A 20,813-nucleotide genomic window follows, 5' to 3' on the forward strand; every position below is an offset into this window, starting at 1 on the left:
GGTGGGTGTTCAGCGGGGTGCTTTGGCTGGTTAGTCGCGGTTTTGCTCCGTTGATGGGCTGTAAGCGGAGCAATTTCTCGGGTTATTCGCGGTTTTGCTCTGCTGGCGGTCTGTGAGTGGGGCAATTTCTTGATTGACTCGTGGTTTTGCCCCGCTGGCGTGAGGCTGGCAGAGGGTATTAGGCACAGGATTCCCACCATTCGCCCCTGTTGCAACGGAAGGCTTTGCGATAACCTGTAACGCGTGACTGAATCTGAGAACACTGAACTTCGTATTGCTGTAATTGGCGCTGGCCCGGCCGGCGTCTACTCATCCGATATCTTCCTGCGCCAGCTCAAGAAACTCGGCGAGGAACTCGGCCTCGGCACCAAGGCCCGCATCGACCTGTTCGAAAAGCTGCCGGTACCGTTCGGTCTGGTGCGTTACGGCGTGGCCCCCGACCACCCGTCCATCAAGTTCATCGCCTCCGCACTCGAGAAGACGCTTGATAACCCGGACATCCATCTCTACTGCGACGTGGAATTCGGCAAAGACGTGACCCTTGATGATTTGCTTGCCCGCTACGATGCCGTGCTGTTCGCCACCGGCGCAGTCAAGGACAAGCCGCTGAACCTGCCCGGGGCCGACCTCGATGGCGTATACGGCGCGGCCAAGTTCGTCGAATGGTATGACGGCTACCCCACCGGCGCCCGCGAATGGCCGCTTACGGCCGAGAACGTCGCTGTGATCGGTGGCGGCAACGTGGCCATGGATGTGGCTCGCGAGCTCATGCGCAACGCCGACGACCTCAAGGCCAAGACCGATATCCCGGACAATGTCTACGAGGGCATCGACAACAACAAGGCGAAAATCCTCCACCTGTTCATCCGCCGCGGTGTGGCCCAGGCCAAGTTCAGCGTGCAGGAGCTGCGCGAGATGGAGAAGTTGCCCGGCGTGCAGCTCATCATCAATGAGGACGACTTCGATTTGGACGACGAGACCATCGAGGTGGCCGGCAAGGACAAGCTCACCCGCCAGATGGTCGAGGAGCTGTTCGCCATCCGCGAGATGGCCGAGGACATGGAAGATGACGGCGACGTCGACTTCGAAGGCAATCCGGCCGACCGCAAGTACTACGTGCACTTCAACTCCGCACCCACGGAAATCCTCGGCGAGGACGGCAAGGTCAAGGCCATCCGCGTGGAGCGCACCGAAACCGGGGCCGACGGCAAGATGAGCCACACCGGCGAGTTCACCGACTACCCGGTTGAGGCCGTCTACCACGCCATCGGCTACAAGCCGGCCGAGGCTCCCGGCATTACTTACGACGAGCACGGCGCTCACCTGGCCAACGCCAATGGCGATGGCCGCATCACTACCGAAGCGGACGGCGGCGAAGTGCGCGACCGCCTGTACGCCACTGGCTGGGCCAAGCGCGGCCCGGTGGGCCTGATCGGCTCCACCAAGTCCGACGCACTTGCCATCGTGACCAACATGCTTGAGGATCTGGCCAAGGCCGCCGAAGGTGGTCGCGTGGCCGAGGATCGCGACCCCGAATCCATCGACCGACTGCTGGAAAGCCGCGGCGTCAAGCCGATTGACTTCGCTGGCTGGAAGAAGGTCGACACCTTCGAGCGCGCCGAAGGCGCCAAGGAGGGCCGCGAGCACAAGAAGATCATCGAGCCCGACCAGATGCGTGAGCTCGCTCTGGCCTGATTGACTATCAGCTCATCGCATCGGCAACTGCACCAGCAGCTACGCAATCGGCGCGATTGATACATCGATAAATAAGGACGCCGGTTATACGCCGGCGTCCTTATTTATATAAAAGCCAGTGTCATGCCAGTCGAGCAGGCCGATGGGCCAAACGATCCAAGCAGCTAAAGCAAGCCAAACAAGCAAAGCGTCCCGATCAGACCAATCGGTAAAGCGGTAAAACAGGCCAAGCAGCCGCACTGTCAAGCATCGTCAATCCCATGTAAACAGGCTATTCCGATCCCGCAAACCGCACCGTAAGCACCGCCGACCCCCATCCGATTCACCCCTCGGCGCACATCCAGCCAATATTCAGGCAGTGATTTTAGTGTGAGCCTCATGGATGCCAAAGTACGGGTGCACGGCCATTTCAACGGCCTGAAGACTACGCTGCTGTTCGCCTTGATGTGGGCCATCATCATGCTGATATGGTGGGCCACGGGCGGCAGGCAGCAGACGCTGGGCATCTACGTCATTATCGGGTTGGCCACCACGTTCGGCTCATACTGGTTCTCCGACAAACTCGCCATCGCATCCATGGGAGCCAGGGAGGTCAGCGAGCAGGAAGCCCCCGAAATCTACCAGATCGTGCGCGAGCTGAGTGCCAAGGCCGGCAAGCCGATGCCTCGCATCTACATCGCGCCCACCATGAGTCCGAACGCCTTCGCCACCGGCCGCAACGAACGTCACGCTGCCGTATGCTGCACGCAGGGCATCCTGCAGATTCTGAACGCCCGCGAGTTGCGCGGCGTGCTGGGTCATGAACTGATGCACGTGTACAACCGCGACATTCTGACCTCCGCCATCGCCTCTGCCATGGCCACCGTCATCACGTACCTCGGTTATTCTCTGATGTATTTCGGCGGAGGCAACTCGCGCGACGACCGCGATAATTCAGGCGGTCTCGGCTTGATCGGCGTGCTCCTCAGCGTGATTCTCGCGCCGATTGCCGCATCACTGATTCAGATGGCCATCTCCCGCACCCGTGAATATGATGCCGACGAGGACGGCAGCCTGCTGACCGGCGACCCCGAGGCCCTGGCCTCCGCACTCAACAAGATCTCCTATGGTGCCCAGACCACGCCCATGCGCAAAACGGCCGGCACCCAGTCCGTCTCCGCGATGATGATTGCCAATCCGTTCTCCGCGGTCGGTTTCTCCAAACTGTTCTCCACGCATCCGCCGACTGATCAGCGCATCGCACGCCTGATGCAAATGGCCAATGAAATGAACGGCACTCCGGTGGCCGCATCCACGTATTCCACGCGCGCAATTCACTAGTCCAGTACAGAACTCAAACCGGCACATGGCGCAAGGTGCCGCATAGGTGATACACTTGCCTCTCGTGCGTGGAAGCGCACATGCGGACGTAGTTCATCGGTAGAATGAAAGCTTCCCAAGCTTTAGAGGCGGGTTCGACTCCCGTCGTCCGCTCCATCGATTTTCCTTGAAATTCCAACGGTTTTCCTTCTTTTGAGAGCTTATTTTCCTGCCGTATGACCACTATATGAGAACAATTCACGTCGTCCGCGTATCGTGATGGGCGATGTGTGAACCCAAGACCGCTGCAACCAATGGCCAACCAACGCCAACCCTCGAACGCACCCCGCACGACATCTTCGTCGGTGCCGGACTGGCGCTCGCCGGAGGCGTCTTCTGGGGCGTCAACGCCACCGTCTCCAAACTCCTGATGAATGACTACCATGCCGATCCGCTGTGGATCGCCTGCGTACGCGAGCTATTGGCCGGTGTCATCTTTCTGGTTTGCGCAGGAATCTTCACGCCTGACAAGTTCATCAACTCGCTTAAGGACTACCGTTCCTACCCGAGACTTCTGCTGTGCGCGTTTTTCTGTGTGCTCATGGTGCAGGTCTCCTACTTGAAGGCCATTGACTGGACCAATTCCGGCACGGCCACGGTGCTGCAGACGCTCAATCTGCTGGTTGTGCTCGTATTCGTATGCATTATGGGCAAACGGCTGCCCGGCAAACGCGAAAGCATCGGTGTGGTACTCGCTTTTGTGGGCACGGTGCTCATCGCCACAGGCGGCGATCTCAGCCAGCTCAGTCTGCCGCTGCCCGGTCTGCTGTGGGGCCTGACCGATGCCGTATGCACGTCGTTGCTTGCGATTCTGCCCATCGCATTAATGGCCAAATGGGGCAACTTCATGGCCAACGGCGTCATGTTCATCGTTTCCGGCCTGATGCTGCTGCCGCTCGTGCGCCCGTGGGCCACCGCCCCCGCGTTGGACTGGTTCGGCATCGGCCTGATGGCGTTCACCGTGGTGTTCGGCACATTCGGTGCCTATTGGCTATTCCTCGGCGGCACCCAGCGCTGCGGTGCAATGCGCGCCACCATGCTCGGCACCAGTGAACCTGTAACCGCCACTATCACCGGCGTGCTGTTCGCCGGCGCGGTTTTCACCCCGACCGATTTGGTCGGCTTCGCCATGATCATCATCATGGTGTTCCTCGTGAGATAGTTCACAGCTCGCCTGGCCCCAGAACCTAGTCTGGCGGGCACACCCCGAGCGATAATGAAGCCATGACAATCGCAACACCGGAACGTTATGCCGAAATGCTAGACGCCGCGCGACGCGGCGGCTATGCTTACCCTGCCATCAACGTGACCAGCTCGCAGACGCTGAACGCCGCGCTGAAGGGGTTCGCGGACGCCGAATCTGACGGCATCATCCAGGTGTCCGTCGGCGCAGCCGCATACCTTTCCGGCATCGGCGTCAACGACCGTGTCACCGGATCGCTGGCCTTGGCCGCTTTTGCACACGAGGTCGCCGCGAAGTACCCGAACATCACCATCGCCCTGCACACCGATCACTGCGCCAAGCAGTATCTGGACGAATGGGTGCGACCGCTGCTCGCACATGAGGCCGATCAGGTGGCGCACGGCCAGGAGCCCACATTCCAGTCGCATATGTGGGACGGCTCCACCGTGCCGCTCAAGGAAAATCTGGACATCGCCGAGGAGCTGCTCGCCAAGTCGCAGGCCGCGCACACGGTGCTGGAGATCGAGATCGGCGCGGTCGGCGGCGAGGAAGACGGCCATTTCGCCGAAATCGACGAACGCCTCTATTCCACGCCGGCCGATGGCCTTGAAGTGGCCCGTCGCCTTGGTTTGGGCGAGCGTGGCCGATACATGGCCGCCTTCACGTTCGGTAATGTGCACGGCTCCTACAAGCCCGGCGTGGTCAAGCTGCGTCCCGCCCTGCTTGGTGAGATTCAGGCCCGAGTGGCCCGTGCGGTGGCCGAGGGCGAGCTGCCCAGCGCCGCCGGCATGGTCGACTTCCCCAACGGCAAGCCGTTCGAGCTGGTGTTCCACGGCGGCTCCGGTTCCCGTCCGGAAGAGATCGCAGAAGCCGTGAGCCATGGCGTGATCAAGATGAACATCGACACCGACACGCAATACTCGTTCACGCGCCCGATTGCCGACCATGTATTCGAGAACTATGACAAGGTCCTCAAAATCGACGGTGAAGTGGGCGAAAAGAAGTTCTACGATCCGCGTTCCTGGGGCCGCAAGGCCGAGGAATCCATGTCCGCCCGCGTGGTCGAGGCGTGCAAGCAACTCGGCTCGGCCGGCAAAGCACTCAGATAACACCCAAATAAACTGTCATTCGCCGTGGCGGCGCCTTGGTGTCGGCCCGCCTCGCGCAACGCGCGGCAAAGACACCAGAAGCCCGATTGCGTGAGATGGCCGCGCCCCGAGTAGAGGGCGTAAGGTAGTCTGTTTCCGGCGGAATCGTGCGAGTGCGGAGGTGCATCATGCCCGGAATTGTTCTTATCGGTGCCCAGTGGGGTGACGAAGGTAAAGGCAAGGCGACCGATCTGATCGGCACCAAGGTCGATTATGTCGCACGCTTCAACGGCGGCAACAATGCCGGTCATAGCGTGGTGGTCGGCGACGAGTCGTACGCCCTGCACCTGCTGCCCTCCGGCATCATCAACCCGAACCTCACCCCGGTGATCGGCAACGGCGTGGTCGTGGATCCGGAAGTGCTGTTCGAAGAAATCGACGGCCTGGAATCCCGCGGCATCGATTGCTCGCATCTGCTGGTGAGCGAGGCCGCGCACATCATCGCCCCCTACCACCGTACCCTCGACAAGGTGACCGAACGCTTCCTCGGCAAGCACAAGATCGGCACCACCGGCCGCGGCATCGGCCCGGCCTACGCGGATAAGATCAATCGCATCGGCATCCGCGTGCATGACCTGTTCAACGCCGACCACCTGCATGACAAGGTGGAGGCCAGCCTGCACCAGAAGAACCAGATGCTGGTCAAGCTCTACAATCGCCGTGCCATCGACGTGGACCAGACCACCGAGGAACTTCTGAAGCTCGGCGAACGCCTGAAGCCGTACGTGGCCAACACCGGCCTGATCCTGAACAAGGCGCTTGACGAAGGCAAGACCGTGCTGTTCGAAGGTGCCCAGGCCACCATGCTCGATGTGGACCACGGCACCTATCCGTTCGTCACTTCCTCAAACCCGACCGCCGGCGGCGCCTGCACCGGCACCGGCGTGGGCCCCACCAAGATCACCCGCGTGATCGGCGTTGCCAAGGCATACGTCACCCGCGTGGGCGAAGGCCCGTTCCCCACTGAGCTGCTCGACGAGTCCGGCGAATGGCTGCGTCAGCAGGGTCACGAATTTGGCGTGACCACCGGTCGTCCGCGTCGTTGCGGCTGGTTCGATGCCGTCGTCAACCGTTACGCTTCCCAGGTCAATGGCCTGACTGACATCGTGCTGACCAAGCTTGACGTGCTCACCGGCTTGAAGGAGATCCCGATCTGCGTGGCCTATGACGTGGACGGCGAGCGTCATGATGACATGCCGACCGATCAGGCTGCTTTTGCCGCGGCCAAGCCGATTTACGAGACTATGCCCGGCTGGAATGAGGACATCTCCAACTGCCATACGTTCGATGAGCTGCCGGCCACCTGCCAGGCATACGTCAAGCGTCTGGAAGAGCTGAGCAACTGCCGTATCTCCGCCATCGGCACTGGCCCGCAGCGCGACCATGTCATCCAGATCAATTCGCTGGTCGACTGACCGTCTGCAACGAATTTCCCGGCTTGACTGGTAACGACGCGGCACATGATATCCGCCGGCTGATTCCGCGATTCGACCACTTGAAGTGGAAGATGGCGGCGGCCGGCATAGTCATTGGTCTGGTTTCAGGATTGCTGGTTGTCGTATACCGTCTCGGCATCGAATGCGGCACGGATGCGTCCCGTTGGATATATGCGCGGATTCGCGAGACCCCGTGGCTGATTGCGCCGTGGGCGGTTGCCGCGGTGGCGGCCGCGCTGGCGATCGCGTGGATGGTCGGCAAGGAGCCGATGGCTGGTGGCAGCGGCATCCCGCAGACCAACGGCGTGGTGATATGCGGCTTGAAGATGCGTTGGCAGACGATTCTGCCAGTCCGTTTCGTCGGTGGACTGTTGGGCGCGTTGTTTGGTCTGTCGCTCGGTCGTGAGGGGCCGTCCATTCAGATTGGTGCGTCGGGGGCGCAGTGTGTATCCCACCGTTTGCGCGGCCGCCGCCGTGAGGACATGCAGGAGCATTATCTGGTCACCGCCGGTGCCGCGGCCGGCTTGTCCGCCGCGTTCAGCGCGCCGCTGTCCGGCATGATGTTCGCTTTGGAAGGGGTGCATCGGAGTTTTTCCCCTGCGATTCTGATGGGCGCCACCGCCGCATCGCTGACCGCCGATTTCGTCTCAAAATACTGTTTCGGTCTGCGTCCGGTTTTGGATTTCGGTGATATCGGTCAGCTGTCGTTGGAAGAGTATGTGTGGCTGATTCCGTTGGGATTGGTGGCCGGTTTGGTTGGTTCGCTGATGAACCGCTCGTTGCTTGGCTTCCAGACGCTGTACTGCAAACTGCCGGCATGGAGCCGCCCGATGATTGCGATTGCGATCGCGTTGCCTGTCGGCATCTGGTTGCCCGATGTGCTCGGCGGCGGCTCGAATCTGATTGATACCGCCGAACATGCGCGCGTCGGCTTGGGAATGCTGTGTCTGCTGTTCGTGGCGAAGATGCTGTTCACATCTACGAGTTTCGGCTCAGGCGCGCCTGGCGGTATTTTCATGCCGATTCTTGCGGTCGGTTCGTTGGCCGGCGGCATCTGCGGTGAAGTGTTGCATCGATTCGGTAATCTGCCATCCGACGCAGTGGCGGTGTTTGCGGTGTGCGTGATGACGGGCACGCTCGCCGCGTCCGTGAAAACGCCGATCACGTCGATTCTGTTGGCTGTGGAGATGTCTGGAACGTTGACGCACATGCTGCCGGTCGCGGCCGTCGCTTTCGTCGCGCTGTTGGTGTCCGATTTGCTGCGCACCAAACCGATCTATGGGGAGTTGCTGGAGCGGTACGTGCGCGCGCAAGGCATGCAGATGGCGATCGCAAGCCATGTGGGCAGCGGCATTATGGAACTGCCATTGGAAATGGGGGCGATTGCGGACGGCAAGCGGGTGCGTGACGTGCGTTGGCCGTCTGGGTGTCTGATCATCGGCCTGCGTCGCGGCGAAAGCGAGATCGTGCCGCGCGGTGATACACGGCTGCGTGCCGGCGACTATCTGGTGGTGCTGTTCAGTGGCGAGGAGGAGCGCGAGGTGCGACCTGCGATGCGGCGGCTGTGTGATGCCCGGCTTGACTGAGCCTGGCTGAATTCGGCTGGACTCTGGATGTACGAATCTGCGGAATCGGACATCCAGGGTGCATACGTTGGCGCTCCGTGTAAACTCATATGCATTAGGAAGGCAGCAATCGCGGCCCAGCTCGTTGTTGCACGGCCTATGGGCGGGAACAACGCTGTCCGCGGAAGGCCAGTACAGGGGGAGCGCAATGGAATCGCAAGAACAATCGCCGGGAGACGTGGTGACTGCGGGTGAGGACTCGCATCCTATCACGCAGGCAATCGACGCTGTTGAGGTGACGCATGCTGATGCAACCGCGCCCGCCGCTAACACCATGGATCCGCCTACGATTCCCCTGGCACCGATGAAACGTATGCAGGCGCGGTTCAATCCGCTCGCCGACGGACTGATGTATGTTGTGGTGTTCGTCGGTGGATTTGTTGGAGTCGGCTGTCGGCATGCGTTGGATATGCTCCTGCCGTCGGTCAGCGGGACGCCATTCGTTGTGGGCACGTTTGTGTCGAATATGGTCGCCTGCTTCCTGTTCGCGATGCTGACCGAATTCATGGCGACCGCTTCGTGGCTGCGTCGCCGGGTGCGGCAGGTTGTCAGCCGTGGCGTTGGGCTCGGCTTGCTCGGCGGGCTTTCGACGATGTCCGGCGTGATGCTGGAAACGGTGGAAGGTCTGCACGAGCGGCATATCGCCAGTGCGCTTGGCTATCTTGCGGGAAATTTTGCAGGCGGTTTGCTCACTGCCGCCGCCGGCGTGGTTCTGATGCAGGCACTGCTGTCACGGAGTACTCGAAAGCGGGTTCGGGGTGCGTTTTCAGCTGTTTCCGTGTCCGATTCTGCCGAATCGGACACGCAGGGCGTACGCCATGTGAAAGTGGCCGACGTGGCGCGTTCTGCCGCGCAGGCCGCAATGGAAGCCGCGCAGGCGGCGCAGCAGGCCGCGCAGACGGGACAGGTTCCGCGAGTCGAAACGCCAACCGTGCCGCCGACTGCCATCCAGCCTATGCAGACAGGCCACGTTCCGCAGATTCCTCCGCTGGCCGTTCCTCAGCTGGCACAGTCATCGCATCCGTTGCTGCGCGAGCCGGATACTCCAGACTTGGGGCAGCTGCCCGAGATTAAGCAGTCGCAGCCAATCCAGCAGCCGGCCAACCCGCTTCCACCCAGCTTCGAGCCCAAACCGATCACTGCGGAGATTTCGCTTGTCGCCGACCCGACTACCGGGGAGGTGCGCTGATGATGTGGATGATCTGTCTGTTCGGCGGTCTGGGAGCCATGGCCCGTTACGTGCTCGACGTGTCAATTCAACAAGGCTGGAACCGCGAGAATCGAAGAACGAACCGCAACTTCCCGCTATCCACGCTCGTCATCAACGGCGTCGCCTCGCTATGCGCAGGCATCGCCATGATGTCCTACTATTCGCAATCGGTGGATATGGACACAGTCATGATGTTCGTTGTCGGATTTCTCGGTGGTTTCTCGACATTCTCCACGGCGCTCAACGAAGTGGTTTCATTGATTCGCCAGCGTCGTTTTACGCTGGCTCTGGGCTATGGAATAGCAACCGTCGCGGTGCCTCTCATTTGCGTGGCCACCGGTTTCGGCATTGCGCTGCTCGCCAATCCGGCGTAATTTTCACGTTACACGGACGGTCGCTGAGTAACGTGAAAGAAATCTGAGTACAACCGCCATCAAGGCCGCCAGTCCGGATGCAACGCTGGTGATTGCATTCGACCAGACCAAGCCGCTGCTGAAGACCCTCGCCTCCGCGGGAGTCGACACTAAGAAGCTGTATTTCGTTGACGGCAACACCTCCGACTATTCGAGCGAACTCGACGCAGGCCTGCTGGAAGGCTCGAAAGGCACCATTCCTGGCGTCAACCCGTCTGACGATTTCATCAAGCGTCTCGAATCCACCGGTGTGGATCTGAAAAACACCACCACGTATGGTGCTGAAACCTACGATGGCATTATTCTGGCGGCTCTCGCTGCGCAGAAGGGCGGCAGTGCTGACGGCAAGACCATTCAGGCCAATATTCCATCGATGCGGTATCGAATGCAGCGCAAAAGTGGCCCATGAATGTGATTTCAAGGGGGCATCATGAAAATCACATGATGGAAATAAAGTTAGGGGTGCCCCCGTCAAGCGATATACACACCGGACTGTCGAACAGGTTCGAGAGAATGTAAATGAATGTAATATTTCGTGGTAAGCACGTGAACATACAACGATAGAACAGTGATGACGGGGAAGATGCGATCATGGTCGGCATGCGCGATGTGGCGAAGAAGGCCGAGGTGTCTCTGAGCACCGTCTCGCTGGTGGTGAACGGCAACGGGTACGTGTCTGATGACATGCGCGAACGTGTGCGCAAAGCCATGCAACTGCTCAATTATGTGCCGAACGAGCTTGCCCGCAATCTGTATCATGATCGTACGAATCTGGTCGGTGTCATCGTGCCCACCATCCGCCACCCGTTCTTTGCAACGTTTACCGCACATCTGCAGCATGTGCTCGCTGCGCAAGGATTACGCACTATGCTGTGCTCTACCGCAGATGAGGCGGACGGCGAAATCCAGTATGTCGACATGTTGCGTCGGCACATGATGGACGGCATCGTCATGTGTGCTCACACTTCGCATCCCGGCGATTATTGGACGTCGATTCATCGCCCGATCGTCGCGTTCGACCGTGTGCTTGGAGACGGTATTTCGTCGATCGGATCCGACCACGAGCAGGGTGGGCGATTGATTGCGCAGATGCTGATCCGCAATGGTGCTAAACATGTGGTGATGATTGGCGGTCCGCGAGATCAATTCTTCGATTTGGCTGCGCGCGGAGAAGTCGAGGAAGGACCGTTCGATTTGGGAAAGACCACGTTCCCGACGGTGCGCTATTACCTCACGTTGGAACAGGAATTGACCTCCGCAGGCGTGAAATACGAGTATGTTGAAGCTGGCGAAGTGATGGATTTTGCCGGCTATCATCGTGCGGTCGGCAATGCGCTCGACAAGGTGACGGCCGACGGCGTCGATGCCGTGGTCAGTTCCGATATTGGCGCGTCGTTCTGCGTGCGCGAAGCGTTGAGCCGCGGAATTTCCATTCCTGACGAGCTGCAGATCGTTGCCTACGATGGTACGTATTTGACTGATTTGGCCGGCATGAAGCTGACCGCGGTCGCGCAGGATTTCTCGGCGATCGCACAGTCGGCGGCCGACCATATCGTGCAGGCTATTGCCAATGAGGAAGTGGCTGCGGCTAACGCTTCACGCAGGGACATCCCCAAGCCGTTCGAGCCGAACGTGCTTATTCCCATGGCGCTGGTGCCAGGCGATACCACGCGTTGATGCTGCGCGTCTTCATGCGTGTGCCCGGTGTGGATCGCATCGATTTCAGCGGCGTCCACAACCGGCGAACGCCCGTCGATAGTCGTGCTCATCATCCGACTTGTGCACATGTGTCCGATTCTGCCGAATCGGACGTCTAAATTCCGAAAGAAGTGTTCTGTGTGTCTGATTCTGGAGAATCGGTCATGTGTGATGCGTGAGATGTTTGGATGTCCGATTTTGCAGAAACGGACACATTGGGGTCGGACAGGCTGGGTTGTGTAGAACACCGCATCGAACCGGTTCGACACGCGCATTTTGCGGTATTACTGGACATCAACGTCTCTTTCGAGGTAATATCAAACCGGTTCGATACGTATAAGTATGTAAAAGCACGCATACACTGCGTACACATTGCACCTGCATCCATGAACCAAGGGAGGTCCCATGAAAAACAAAGTGCAGCTCATCGCTTACGCCGATCATCTCGGCGATGGCACTCTTAGCTCGATGACCGACATCCTGCGCACCCGCTTCGACGGCGTGTATGACGGCGTGCATATCCTGCCGTTCTTCACTCCGTTCGATGGTGCGGATGCAGGCTTCGACCCGATCGACCACACCAAAGTCGACCCGCGTCTCGGCAGCTGGGACGACGTCGCTGAACTTTCCAAGACCCACGGCATCATGGTCGATGCCATCGTCAACCACATGAGCTGGGAATCCAAGCAGTTCCAAGACGTGCTTGAAAAAGGTGAGGAATCCGAGTATTACCCGATGTTTCTGACCATGAGCTCCGTCTTCCCGAACGGCGCCACCGAAGAGGAACTGGCCGGCATTTACCGCCCGCGCCCGGGCCTGCCGTTCACCCACTACAAGTTCGCCGGCAAGACCCGCCTGGTCTGGGTCAGCTTCACCCCACAGCAGGTGGATATCGACACCGACTCCGCCAAGGGCTGGGAATACCTGATGTCCATCTTCGATCAGATGGCCGCCAGCCACGTGCGCTACATCCGTCTCGACGCCGTGGGCTACGGCGCCAAGGAGGCCGGCACCAGCTGCTTCATGACCCCCAAGACCTTTAAGCTCATCTCACACCTACGCGAGGAAGGCGTCAAGCGAGGCCTCGAAATTCTCATTGAGGTGCATAGCTACTACAAGAAGCAGGTTGAAATCGCCTCCAAGGTGGACCGCGTCTACGACTTCGCCCTGCCTCCGCTGCTCCTGCACTCGCTGTTCACAGGTCACGTGGAACCCGTGGCCCACTGGACCGAAATCCGCCCGAACAACGCCGTCACCGTGCTCGATACGCACGACGGCATCGGCGTGATCGACATCGGCTCCGATCAGCTCGACCGCAGCCTCAAGGGCCTCGTGCCCGACGAGGACGTCGATAATCTGGTCAACACCATCCACGCCAACACCCACGGCGAATCCCAGGCCGCCACCGGTGCCGCCGCCAGCAACCTCGACCTCTATCAGGTCAACAGCACGTACTACTCCGCGCTCGGCTGCAACGACCAGCACTATCTGGCCGCCCGCGCGGTCCAGTTCTTCCTGCCCGGAGTGCCGCAGGTCTACTACGTGGGCGCGCTCGCCGGCCGCAACGACATGGAACTGCTGCGCAAGACCAACAACGGCCGTGACATCAATCGCCATTACTACTCCACCGCCGAAATCGACGAAAACCTCGAGCGCCCGGTGGTGAAGGCCCTGAACGCCCTGGCCAAGTTCCGCAACGAATTGCCTGCATTCAATGGCGAGTTCAGCTACGAAGCCGACGGCGACACATCCATCACCTTCCGCTGGATCGCTGCCGACGGCAAGACCAAGGCCGCCCTCATCTTCGAGCCCGGCCGCGGACTCGGCACGGACAACACCACTCCGGTCGCCAGCCTCGCCTGGACCGATGCCGCCGGTGACCACGAGACTGATGATCTGCTGAGCAACCCGCCGATTGCCGATATCGACTAACCGTTGGCCCATAAACGCCACTCCGCTGTGCGCGCTCCAAGTAGTGCGTCCGGCGTAAGCTGGGTCCATGGAAAACAAACCGCCCGCAGTGCACTGAAGCTAGTGCGCTCGGGCGGTTTTGCATGTGGCGGGGTTGCGGGTCATGCTCAGTCGGAGCTGGCCGGTACCTCCCGCCGGTGATGAGAGCAAAGAAAGAGCAGCAACATGTTGGAACCGTACGTGCGCCCGGGTATTGACGACCGCCCGGATCTCGACAAGGCATTGAGTCCCGAAGACAAGGATGCCGTGGCCCGACTGGCCATCAAAGATCGTCGGCGTCCCCCCGAGGCATCCGCCGATCAGCCCGAGGCCCAGGCCGTGCGTCTGGCGGCCGCCGGTTCGTCGGCTGCTGCCGCTGCCGCGGCCAGCGTGGATGCCCCTGCGCCTGATCTGTCGTCTGCATATCTCGATATGCGCGATCCGATGGTCGCCGCCAATGGTCAGCGACCCACCGCTGTTCAGATTTCCCGTCTTAATTGGGGCTTTTTCGTGGCTTCGATTCTGGTCGGCGCACCTTGGGCGGCGTTGAACACCATCGCCATGCCCAACGCCGTGGCGCGTTTGTTCGACTACGACACCGCTTCTGCCATATCGGTCACCATCAATCCGTCCACCGGCCGTCCGCTGCCCGTCGCCACTGACTTGGTGGTGCCTCTGGCCGTGCTGGTGGTCGTTGGCGTGGTGGCCTCCATGTTCGCAATGCCCTTGGTCTCCGCGCTGTCCGACCGCACACGTATTCCTCTGGGCCGCCGTACCCCGTGGATGGTGGCGGGTGGCGTGCTGTGCGCGCTGATCACGCTGGTTCTGGGGCAGAACACAGGCCTCGTAGCGCTGTGTTTCTTCTGGGCGCTCATGCAGTTTGCCTATGCGATGATTTCCGTGCCGTTGGCCAGCGCCATCAGCGAACGGGTTCCGGACAAATTCCGTCCGCGCATTGAGCGCTGGCACGGTATCGGCGTGATGCTTGGCCAAGCGCTTGGTGTATGCATGGGTGCGCTCGGCGTGATGTTCGACTCCTTCACGCCGTTTGCTTGCACCGCCGCGCTGTTTGCGGTTTCCGGCATCCTGACCGTGATCATGCTGCCCAAGGAGCCTTCCAGCCAGGAGCAGCCACATCAACGATTCGAGTCGAGCCAGGTGTTTGACCAGCTGCGTCCGCCGGCACATGCGCCTGCATTCGCCCGTGTGTTCGCCGCTCGCGTGTGCATGATGACGGGCGTTGGGCTGACCGGGGTCTTTCTGTGGTATCTCGTGCGCTTTTGGGTGTATGGCAAGGCTGTGGTGTTCACTTCCGCGCCATTGACCATTCCCGCGGGCCTCCTCATCGCCGGCATGGCCGCGGCAACGCTCATCGGTGCCGCGCTCGCGTCCTGGGCCGCTGGGCCGATTTCCGAGAAGATCGAGGAACGGAACATCGCCACCACTGCAGTGGTGGCGGCATCCTGCCTGCTGTATGCCATCGGCGTGGCGGTGGCATGGGGGCTCGGCGTCTGGTCCACCGGCACGGCACGCGAAAACGGCATGCTGCTCTTCGCGCTGATCTCCGGATTCGCCTTCGGCGTCTACGATGCGTTAGGCCTTGAACTGGTAATGAATGCCCTACCCGACCCGCGCAACGCCGGTCATGATCTTGGCATCTATGCACTGGCCAATTCGGTCGGACTGGCGCTCGCCGCCATTATCGGAGCCGTGCTGGTCAGCGCATTTGCGAGCAGCTTCGGCTACTACCTGCTGTTCCCCTCCGCCATCGTCATGGTGTTCCTCGCCGGAATCATCACGCTCTCTTCCAAGGCAGAGTAACAGCGCGATAAACCGGTTCGAGTACACTGGTCGTCAGTAATCCAGCTAGTACTCACGGGGGAGCAAACCATGGTCGGTATGCGCGACGTAGCCAAAACGGCAGGAGTGTCGCTCAGCACCGTTTCGCTGGTGGTCAATAACACCGGCTATGTCTCGGACGATATGCGCGCCAAAGTCGAGGCCGCGATGCGCCAGCTCAACTATATTCCCAACGAGCTGGCCCGCAATCTGTACCGCAATCGCACCAACACCATCGGTGTGATTATGCCGACTATCGCCCACCCGTTCTTCGCCACGCTCACTGCGCATCTGCAGCGTGAGTTCGCCGCGCGCGACCTCAAAACCCTATTGTGTTCCATCGCTGATGCAGACAAAGGCGAGGGTGAATATGTCGACATGCTGCAGCGGCACATGATGGACGGCATCGTCATGGCGGCCCACACCGAGCATCCGGGCGGCTACTGGACATCCATTCATCGTCCGATTGTTGCTTTTGATCGCACGTTGGGCGAGGGTGTTCCGGCCGTTCGATCCGATCATGAACAGGGCGGCCGGCTGATTGCCCGTCAGCTCATCGATTCCGGAGCGCGCCATGTGGTGCTCGTCGGTGGTCCGCGCTCCCAGTTCGCGGAAGCCACCACGTTCCCCACGATTCGTTATCATCTCACCGTTGAACGGATGCTGGCTGATGCCGGCATTGCCTGCGATTACGTGGAAGCCGGCATTGTGGCCGATATTTCCGCACACGAGGCCACCGCCCGTGCCATCTTTGAGAGATATTCCGATGTCGATGCCCTCGTCGGATCGGACCTGGTGGCATCCGTGGCGTTGCAGGAGGCGCTGCGCCGAGGAATTTCAGTTCCCCGCGATCTGCAGATCATCGCCTACGACGGCACCTTCATGGCCGAGACCGCCGGCATGCGCCTGACCGCGGTGCGGCAGGATTTCCCCGCCGTCGCCGCCGCCCTCGCCTCCCGCATGGACTCCCAAATCGCCGCCGATAACGGAACCACGAGTGCCGCTGCAGCTGAGGGCGGGAATGCAGTTGCGGCCAATGGCGGCCAGTCTACTTCCGAAGACATCATCTCCGTAACCCTCATCCCCGGAGAGACTACCCGGTAGCTGTATCGTGGCTTTCCCCCTCCTCCCGATGAGAGGAGCTGTCTCACCACGACGGAAGCCGTGACGTTCTCCATCGTGGCTTCCTCTCCGAGGGGGAGCTGTCGCCGTAGGCGACTGAGGGGAGTTCGGCAGAACTACTTGGTAACCGATTTGCGGTGCAATCTTGTCAGTATTTGGCGGGTTAACTTCGCTGGGGAAGCGGCCGGCGAAGCCAAACTGCCAGTTACTGGTGGTTTTGCTCCGCTGGTGCGTTGTTAGCGGTGCTTTTTTACCAGCTCTTGGCGGGATAGCTCCGCTGAGGAGCTGTCAGCGGTGCAAAACTTCCAGTTATTGGTAGTCTGGCCTCATTGAGTATTAGTAAGCGGTGTAGAGCTGCCAGCTACTGGTGGTTTTGCCCCGCTGAGGGGTTGTGGACGGTGCGGAGCCCCCATGTACTGGCGGTTTTGCCCCGCTGAGGAGCTGTCAGTGGCACGAAGTTTCCAGTTACTGGTGGTTTTGCGTCGTTGAGGGGTGCTGAGCGACGCTTTTATGCCAATTGCTGGCGATTTTGCGCCGCACAGGGCATACATGCCGTCCACAATGTGAACCCTTGCTGGATTGGTGAGATGACCGAACCTATGTTTACATTCCAGTTCGGGTCGAACGGCCCGAGAAGATACCGAAAGGAGGCCACGCGATGACTGGATTCAATGCTTCTGCGTTTGTATCCGCACGAATTATTAGCCCGTCTTCGCTGGCGGACTAATTCGGCACTGATGCTTGAAGCCCCGTCAACGAAGGCAGGGCCAATCAAGCTGACACAATCGGCACGGCCCTGCATGATGCGGGGCTTTTTTTGTTGCGCTCACAAGGCTTACGGCAAAATCCCGCAGACGGAAACGGTAGCGACGGTACTCGGCAACAACAGCAACAGAACAGCAAACCTCCCGCAGGTGTCAATCACCTGCCGATGAGAGTGAACAGAGAACACACAGGAGTTACCAATGACTGCAGCAGTCGAAGAGACTGGCCTGGGACAGGCGGCCAGTAAGGCCACTGCCATGGTTCGCGATTCGGTCAAGACCGTGATCGCTGCATCGATGGTTGGGACCGCCATCGAATTCTACGATTTCTACGCCTACGGCACTGCCGCGGCAAATTACTTCCCGCACATCTTCTTCTCCGACAAGGCCAACCCGACCGTCGCCCTGCTGATGAGCTTGCTGACCTTCGCCATCGCCTTCATTGCCCGCCCATTGGGCTCGCTGGTGTTCGGTCACTTCGGTGACCGTATGGGCCGCAAGACTACGCTGGTCGTCAGCCTCATGACCATGGGTGTCGGCACGTTCCTCATCGGCTGCCTGCCCACCTATGACCAGGTCGGCGTCGCAGCAGTCGCCATCCTCTGCCTGCTGCGCTTCATCCAGGGCATCGGCCTGGGCGGCGAATGGTCCGGTGCGGCACTGGTCGCCACCGAGAACGCGCCTGAAGACAAGCGCGCGCTGTACGGCTCCTTCCCGGAGCTTGGCGCACCGATCGGCTTCTTCCTGTCCAACGGCACCTACTTCGTGCTCGAGTCCTTCAATGACCAGAGCGCGATGCTGGCGTGGGGCTGGCGCGTGCCGTTCCTGCTGTCCGCCATCCTCGTGATTGTCGGCCTCGTGGTCCGCGTTCACATGGAGGAGACCCCGATCTTCCGTATGGCCCAGGAGCAGAAGAAGGTCGTCAAGTCCCCGCTGACCGAGGTCTTCCGCAAGTCCTGGCGTCAGGTGCTGCAGGCCACCTTCCTCGTGGCCGTGACCTACACGCTGTTCTACACGCTCGCCACTTGGTCCCTTGCTTGGGGCACCAAGGACACCGCGAACGGCGGCGGCAGCCTCGGCTTCACCAACCAGGAATACCTGCTCATGCTCATGATCTCCATCTGCGTGTTCGCCCTGTTCATCGTGCTGTCCTGCCTGTACGCGGACAAGCTCGGCCGTCGTCGCGTGCTGACCTTCTCCTCCTGCGCACTCGTGGTGTTCGCCGTGCTGTTCCCGTTCCTGCTGGACGGACAGGTCGTCGGCCAGCACAACTTCTTCGCCAACATGGTGTTCCTGTGCGTCGGCTTCGCCCTGATGGGTATCGCCTTCGGCCCGATCGGCGCCTTCCTGCCTGAGCTGTTCGACGCCAACGTGCGCTACTCCGGCTCCGGCATCGGCTACAACCTGGCCGCCATCGTCGGCGCGGCCTTCGTGCCGACCATCGCCACCTGGCTCGCCCACAACTGGGGCGTCCACTCCGTGGGCCTCTACCTCGCTGTGATGGCCGTGTGCTGCTTGGTCTCCGTGCTCACCTGCAAGGAGACCAAGGACGTTGACTTTACTAAGTAAAGTCAACGGCTGGTTTCCTACCCCTCACTCAGCTATCGCTTCGTTCGGGCGTCGCCTACAGACAGCCTGGTGGGCTGTTCGTGGGCGAAGGCGAGCCGAGAGGCGAGCAGACAGGCCGCGGACGGTAGTCCGTCCATAATTGCGGCCGAGCTGTTGCGGAGTGACTGAGGGGAGTTCATCCCCATAACTGAATATCGCCAAGTTCACAACGTGAAAAATCTCAATTCCACGAAGTGAACCCCTGCGAGGCTTTTCCGGTGCAACAGGACTAAACCTGCATATCGGAAAAGCCCACAAGGAAAGCCACAACAGAATATCGCTCAGCGAAACCCCGCAGAGCACAAGAAAATTTCAACCCCATAAATAAACAAATAAAAGGAGCGCCGAAAATGGCAGCAACTATCTGGTACGAGAAGGACGCCGATCTGTCCGTGTTCGATGGCAAGAAGGTGGCCATCCTGGGCTACGGTTCTCAGGGTCATGCCCACGCGCTGAACCTGCGTGACTCCGGTGTCGACGTGGTTGTCGGCCTGCGTCCGTCCTCCAAGTCCGTCGAGTTCGCCAAGGAGCAGGGCCTTGAGGTCAAGCCGGTTGGCGAGGCCGTCGCTGAGGCTGACGTTGTTATGATCCTTCTGCCTGACCAGTACCAGGCCAAGGTCTACGAGGAAGAAGTTGAGCCGAACCTGAAGCCGGGCGCTGCTCTGGCCTTCGCTCACGGCTTCAACATCCACTACGGCTACATCAAGCCGTCTGAGGATCACCCGGTCTTCATGGTCGCTCCGAAGGGCCCGGGCCACATCGTTCGTCGTGAGTACGCCGCTGGCCGTGGCGTCCCGGTCGTCGTTGCCGTCGAGCAGGATCCGGACGGCAAGACCTGGCCGCTGTGCCTGGCTTACGCCAAGGCTCTGGGCGCTCTGCGTGCAGGCGCCATCAAGACCACCTTCACTGAGGAGACCGAGACTGATCTGTTCGGTGAGCAGGACGTCCTCATGGGCGGCATCAACCACCTGTGCGACCTCGGCTTCGACGTGCTGACCGAGGCCGGCTACCAGCCGGAGATCGCCTACTTCGAGGTCTTCCACGAGCTGAAGATGCTGGTCGACCTGGCTAACGAGGGTGGCCTGAACAAGGCTCGTTGGTCCTGCTCTGACACCGCTCAGTACGGCGACTACACCTCCACCGTCATCACCGACGAGACCAAGAAGCGCATGCAGTACCAGCTCAAGCGCATTCAGGACGGCTCCTTCGCCAAGGAGTTCATGGACGACCAGGCTGCTGGCGCCCCGAAGTTCAAGAAGCTGCAGGAAGAGTTCTCTCACCCGCACCTTGAGACTGTTGGCCCGAAGCTGCGCGCCATGTTCTCCTGGAACAACGCCGAGGCCAAGGACAAGGATGAGGCTGAGTCCTTCAACGGCAAGATCGCTCGTACCCAGGTTCAGTGATTGCCGCCCCTAAAGGGGATTTAAGCTAGCAAACCGCCGTTCCCGCCCATACGGGAGCGGCGGTTTTGTGTTGTTGCGCGCAGCGAATCATTCTCAATAACAACTATGCGCTGATTTCTTGCAGGCAAACGAACACCGAATATGCAAGATCGTTGATATCTCAGCCTTTCCCCATATGTGCGATTGTGCGATTCTGTTCAAAAGGGTGCAGAGTTGTTATCGAGAATCGTTCTCTGCACACGGCTGTCCATACTCCAATAGTGGCCTAGCTCACGTTGTGGACTCCAGCGGGGCTGCGACGGCGTTCTCGGTAGGATTGATTTCGGTTTGAAGGACACAATCCTCGCAACACAGGACTTA

General features: G+C 60.2%; 14 protein-coding genes, 1 tRNA gene and 1 pseudogene. All 16 read left to right on the plus strand.

The window, feature by feature from the left end; translation table 11 throughout:
* Positions 1–243 precede the first annotated feature (243 nt).
* The 16 genes and pseudogenes from NBH12_RS09100 to ilvC all read left to right on the plus strand — a co-directional run bounded on the left by NBH12_RS09100 (position 244) and on the right by ilvC (position 20,453).
* Positions 244–1,695, plus strand: coding sequence for an FAD-dependent oxidoreductase (locus NBH12_RS09100; protein WP_003827952.1), 1,452 nt, complete (start codon positions 244–246; stop codon positions 1,693–1,695).
* A gap of 378 nt (positions 1,696–2,073) precedes the next feature.
* Positions 2,074–3,015 (plus strand): zinc metalloprotease HtpX, encoded by a 942-nt coding sequence (gene htpX / locus NBH12_RS09105; RefSeq protein WP_003827954.1) that lies wholly within the window; start codon positions 2,074–2,076, stop codon positions 3,013–3,015.
* An 82-nt stretch (positions 3,016–3,097) separates the two neighbouring features.
* Positions 3,098–3,171 (plus strand) — tRNA-Gly (locus NBH12_RS09110).
* 109 nt (positions 3,172–3,280) lie between these two features.
* On the plus strand, positions 3,281–4,216 hold the full coding sequence (locus NBH12_RS09115) for a DMT family transporter (protein ID WP_250819401.1): 936 nt from the start codon (positions 3,281–3,283) through the stop codon (positions 4,214–4,216).
* A gap of 62 nt (positions 4,217–4,278) precedes the next feature.
* A complete protein-coding gene (gene fbaA, locus NBH12_RS09120) occupies positions 4,279–5,346 on the plus strand; it encodes a class II fructose-bisphosphate aldolase (protein WP_250819403.1) in 1,068 nt (355 codons plus the stop codon).
* 167 nt (positions 5,347–5,513) lie between these two features.
* Positions 5,514–6,800, plus strand: a complete 1,287-nt coding sequence (locus NBH12_RS09125; protein WP_065457120.1) for an adenylosuccinate synthase — start codon at positions 5,514–5,516, stop codon at positions 6,798–6,800.
* A 23-nt stretch (positions 6,801–6,823) separates the two neighbouring features.
* Entirely contained in the window at positions 6,824–8,407 is a 1,584-nt protein-coding gene (locus NBH12_RS09130; protein ID WP_250819404.1) for a ClC family H(+)/Cl(-) exchange transporter, read from the plus strand.
* A gap of 187 nt (positions 8,408–8,594) precedes the next feature.
* Complete coding sequence (locus NBH12_RS09135; RefSeq protein ID WP_250819405.1) at positions 8,595–9,635, plus strand: fluoride efflux transporter FluC; 1,041 nt, start codon at positions 8,595–8,597, stop codon at positions 9,633–9,635.
* Complete coding sequence (locus NBH12_RS09140) at positions 9,635–10,030, plus strand: fluoride efflux transporter FluC (protein WP_003827961.1); 396 nt, start codon at positions 9,635–9,637, stop codon at positions 10,028–10,030. Before NBH12_RS09135 ends, NBH12_RS09140 begins: the two co-directional genes overlap by 1 nt.
* 46 nt (positions 10,031–10,076) lie before the next feature.
* Positions 10,077–10,445: pseudogene (locus NBH12_RS09145) on the plus strand (ABC transporter substrate-binding protein); the annotation flags it as partial.
* A gap of 215 nt (positions 10,446–10,660) precedes the next feature.
* Entirely contained in the window at positions 10,661–11,746 is a 1,086-nt protein-coding gene (locus NBH12_RS09150; protein WP_250819406.1) for a LacI family DNA-binding transcriptional regulator, read from the plus strand.
* Positions 11,747–12,172: 426 nt separating this feature from the next.
* Positions 12,173–13,699, plus strand: a complete 1,527-nt coding sequence (gtfA, locus tag NBH12_RS09155; RefSeq protein ID WP_250819407.1) for a sucrose phosphorylase — start codon at positions 12,173–12,175, stop codon at positions 13,697–13,699.
* A 204-nt stretch (positions 13,700–13,903) separates the two neighbouring features.
* A complete protein-coding gene (locus NBH12_RS09160) occupies positions 13,904–15,538 on the plus strand; it encodes an MFS transporter (protein WP_250819408.1) in 1,635 nt (544 codons plus the stop codon).
* Positions 15,539–15,607: 69 nt separating this feature from the next.
* Entirely contained in the window at positions 15,608–16,660 is a 1,053-nt protein-coding gene (locus tag NBH12_RS09165; RefSeq protein WP_050824529.1) for a LacI family DNA-binding transcriptional regulator, read from the plus strand.
* Positions 16,661–17,643: 983 nt separating this feature from the next.
* Positions 17,644–19,011 (plus strand): MFS transporter, encoded by a 1,368-nt coding sequence (locus tag NBH12_RS09170; protein ID WP_025221006.1) that lies wholly within the window; start codon positions 17,644–17,646, stop codon positions 19,009–19,011.
* A 389-nt stretch (positions 19,012–19,400) separates the two neighbouring features.
* A complete protein-coding gene (gene ilvC, locus NBH12_RS09175; protein WP_003827968.1) occupies positions 19,401–20,453 on the plus strand; it encodes a ketol-acid reductoisomerase in 1,053 nt (350 codons plus the stop codon).
* Positions 20,454–20,813 lie beyond the last annotated feature (360 nt).

It is taken from the genome of Bifidobacterium sp. M3-N-101 (assembly GCF_023656805.1).
Classification (GTDB): Bacteria; Actinomycetota; Actinomycetes; order Actinomycetales; family Bifidobacteriaceae; genus Bifidobacterium; species Bifidobacterium breve.

Bases quoted from the DNA above. Each gene is read 5' to 3' on its own strand.
- NBH12_RS09135 (WP_250819405.1), top strand. From the start codon at position 8,595: ATGGAATCGCAAGAACAATCGCCGGGAGACGTGGTGACTGCGGGTGAG.
- NBH12_RS09125 (WP_065457120.1), top strand. From the start codon at position 5,514: ATGCCCGGAATTGTTCTTATCGGTGCCCAGTGGGGTGACGAAGGTAAA.
- NBH12_RS09140 (WP_003827961.1), top strand. From the start codon at position 9,635: ATGATGTGGATGATCTGTCTGTTCGGCGGTCTGGGAGCCATGGCCCGT.
- NBH12_RS09165 (WP_050824529.1), top strand. From the start codon at position 15,608: ATGGTCGGTATGCGCGACGTAGCCAAAACGGCAGGAGTGTCGCTCAGC.
- NBH12_RS09150 (WP_250819406.1), top strand. From the start codon at position 10,661: ATGGTCGGCATGCGCGATGTGGCGAAGAAGGCCGAGGTGTCTCTGAGC.
- gtfA (WP_250819407.1), top strand. From the start codon at position 12,173: ATGAAAAACAAAGTGCAGCTCATCGCTTACGCCGATCATCTCGGCGAT.
- htpX (WP_003827954.1), top strand. From the start codon at position 2,074: ATGGATGCCAAAGTACGGGTGCACGGCCATTTCAACGGCCTGAAGACT.
- NBH12_RS09160 (WP_250819408.1), top strand. From the start codon at position 13,904: ATGTTGGAACCGTACGTGCGCCCGGGTATTGACGACCGCCCGGATCTC.
- NBH12_RS09115 (WP_250819401.1), top strand. From the start codon at position 3,281: ATGTGTGAACCCAAGACCGCTGCAACCAATGGCCAACCAACGCCAACC.
- NBH12_RS09170 (WP_025221006.1), top strand. From the start codon at position 17,644: ATGACTGCAGCAGTCGAAGAGACTGGCCTGGGACAGGCGGCCAGTAAG.
- fbaA (WP_250819403.1), top strand. From the start codon at position 4,279: ATGACAATCGCAACACCGGAACGTTATGCCGAAATGCTAGACGCCGCG.
- ilvC (WP_003827968.1), top strand. From the start codon at position 19,401: ATGGCAGCAACTATCTGGTACGAGAAGGACGCCGATCTGTCCGTGTTC.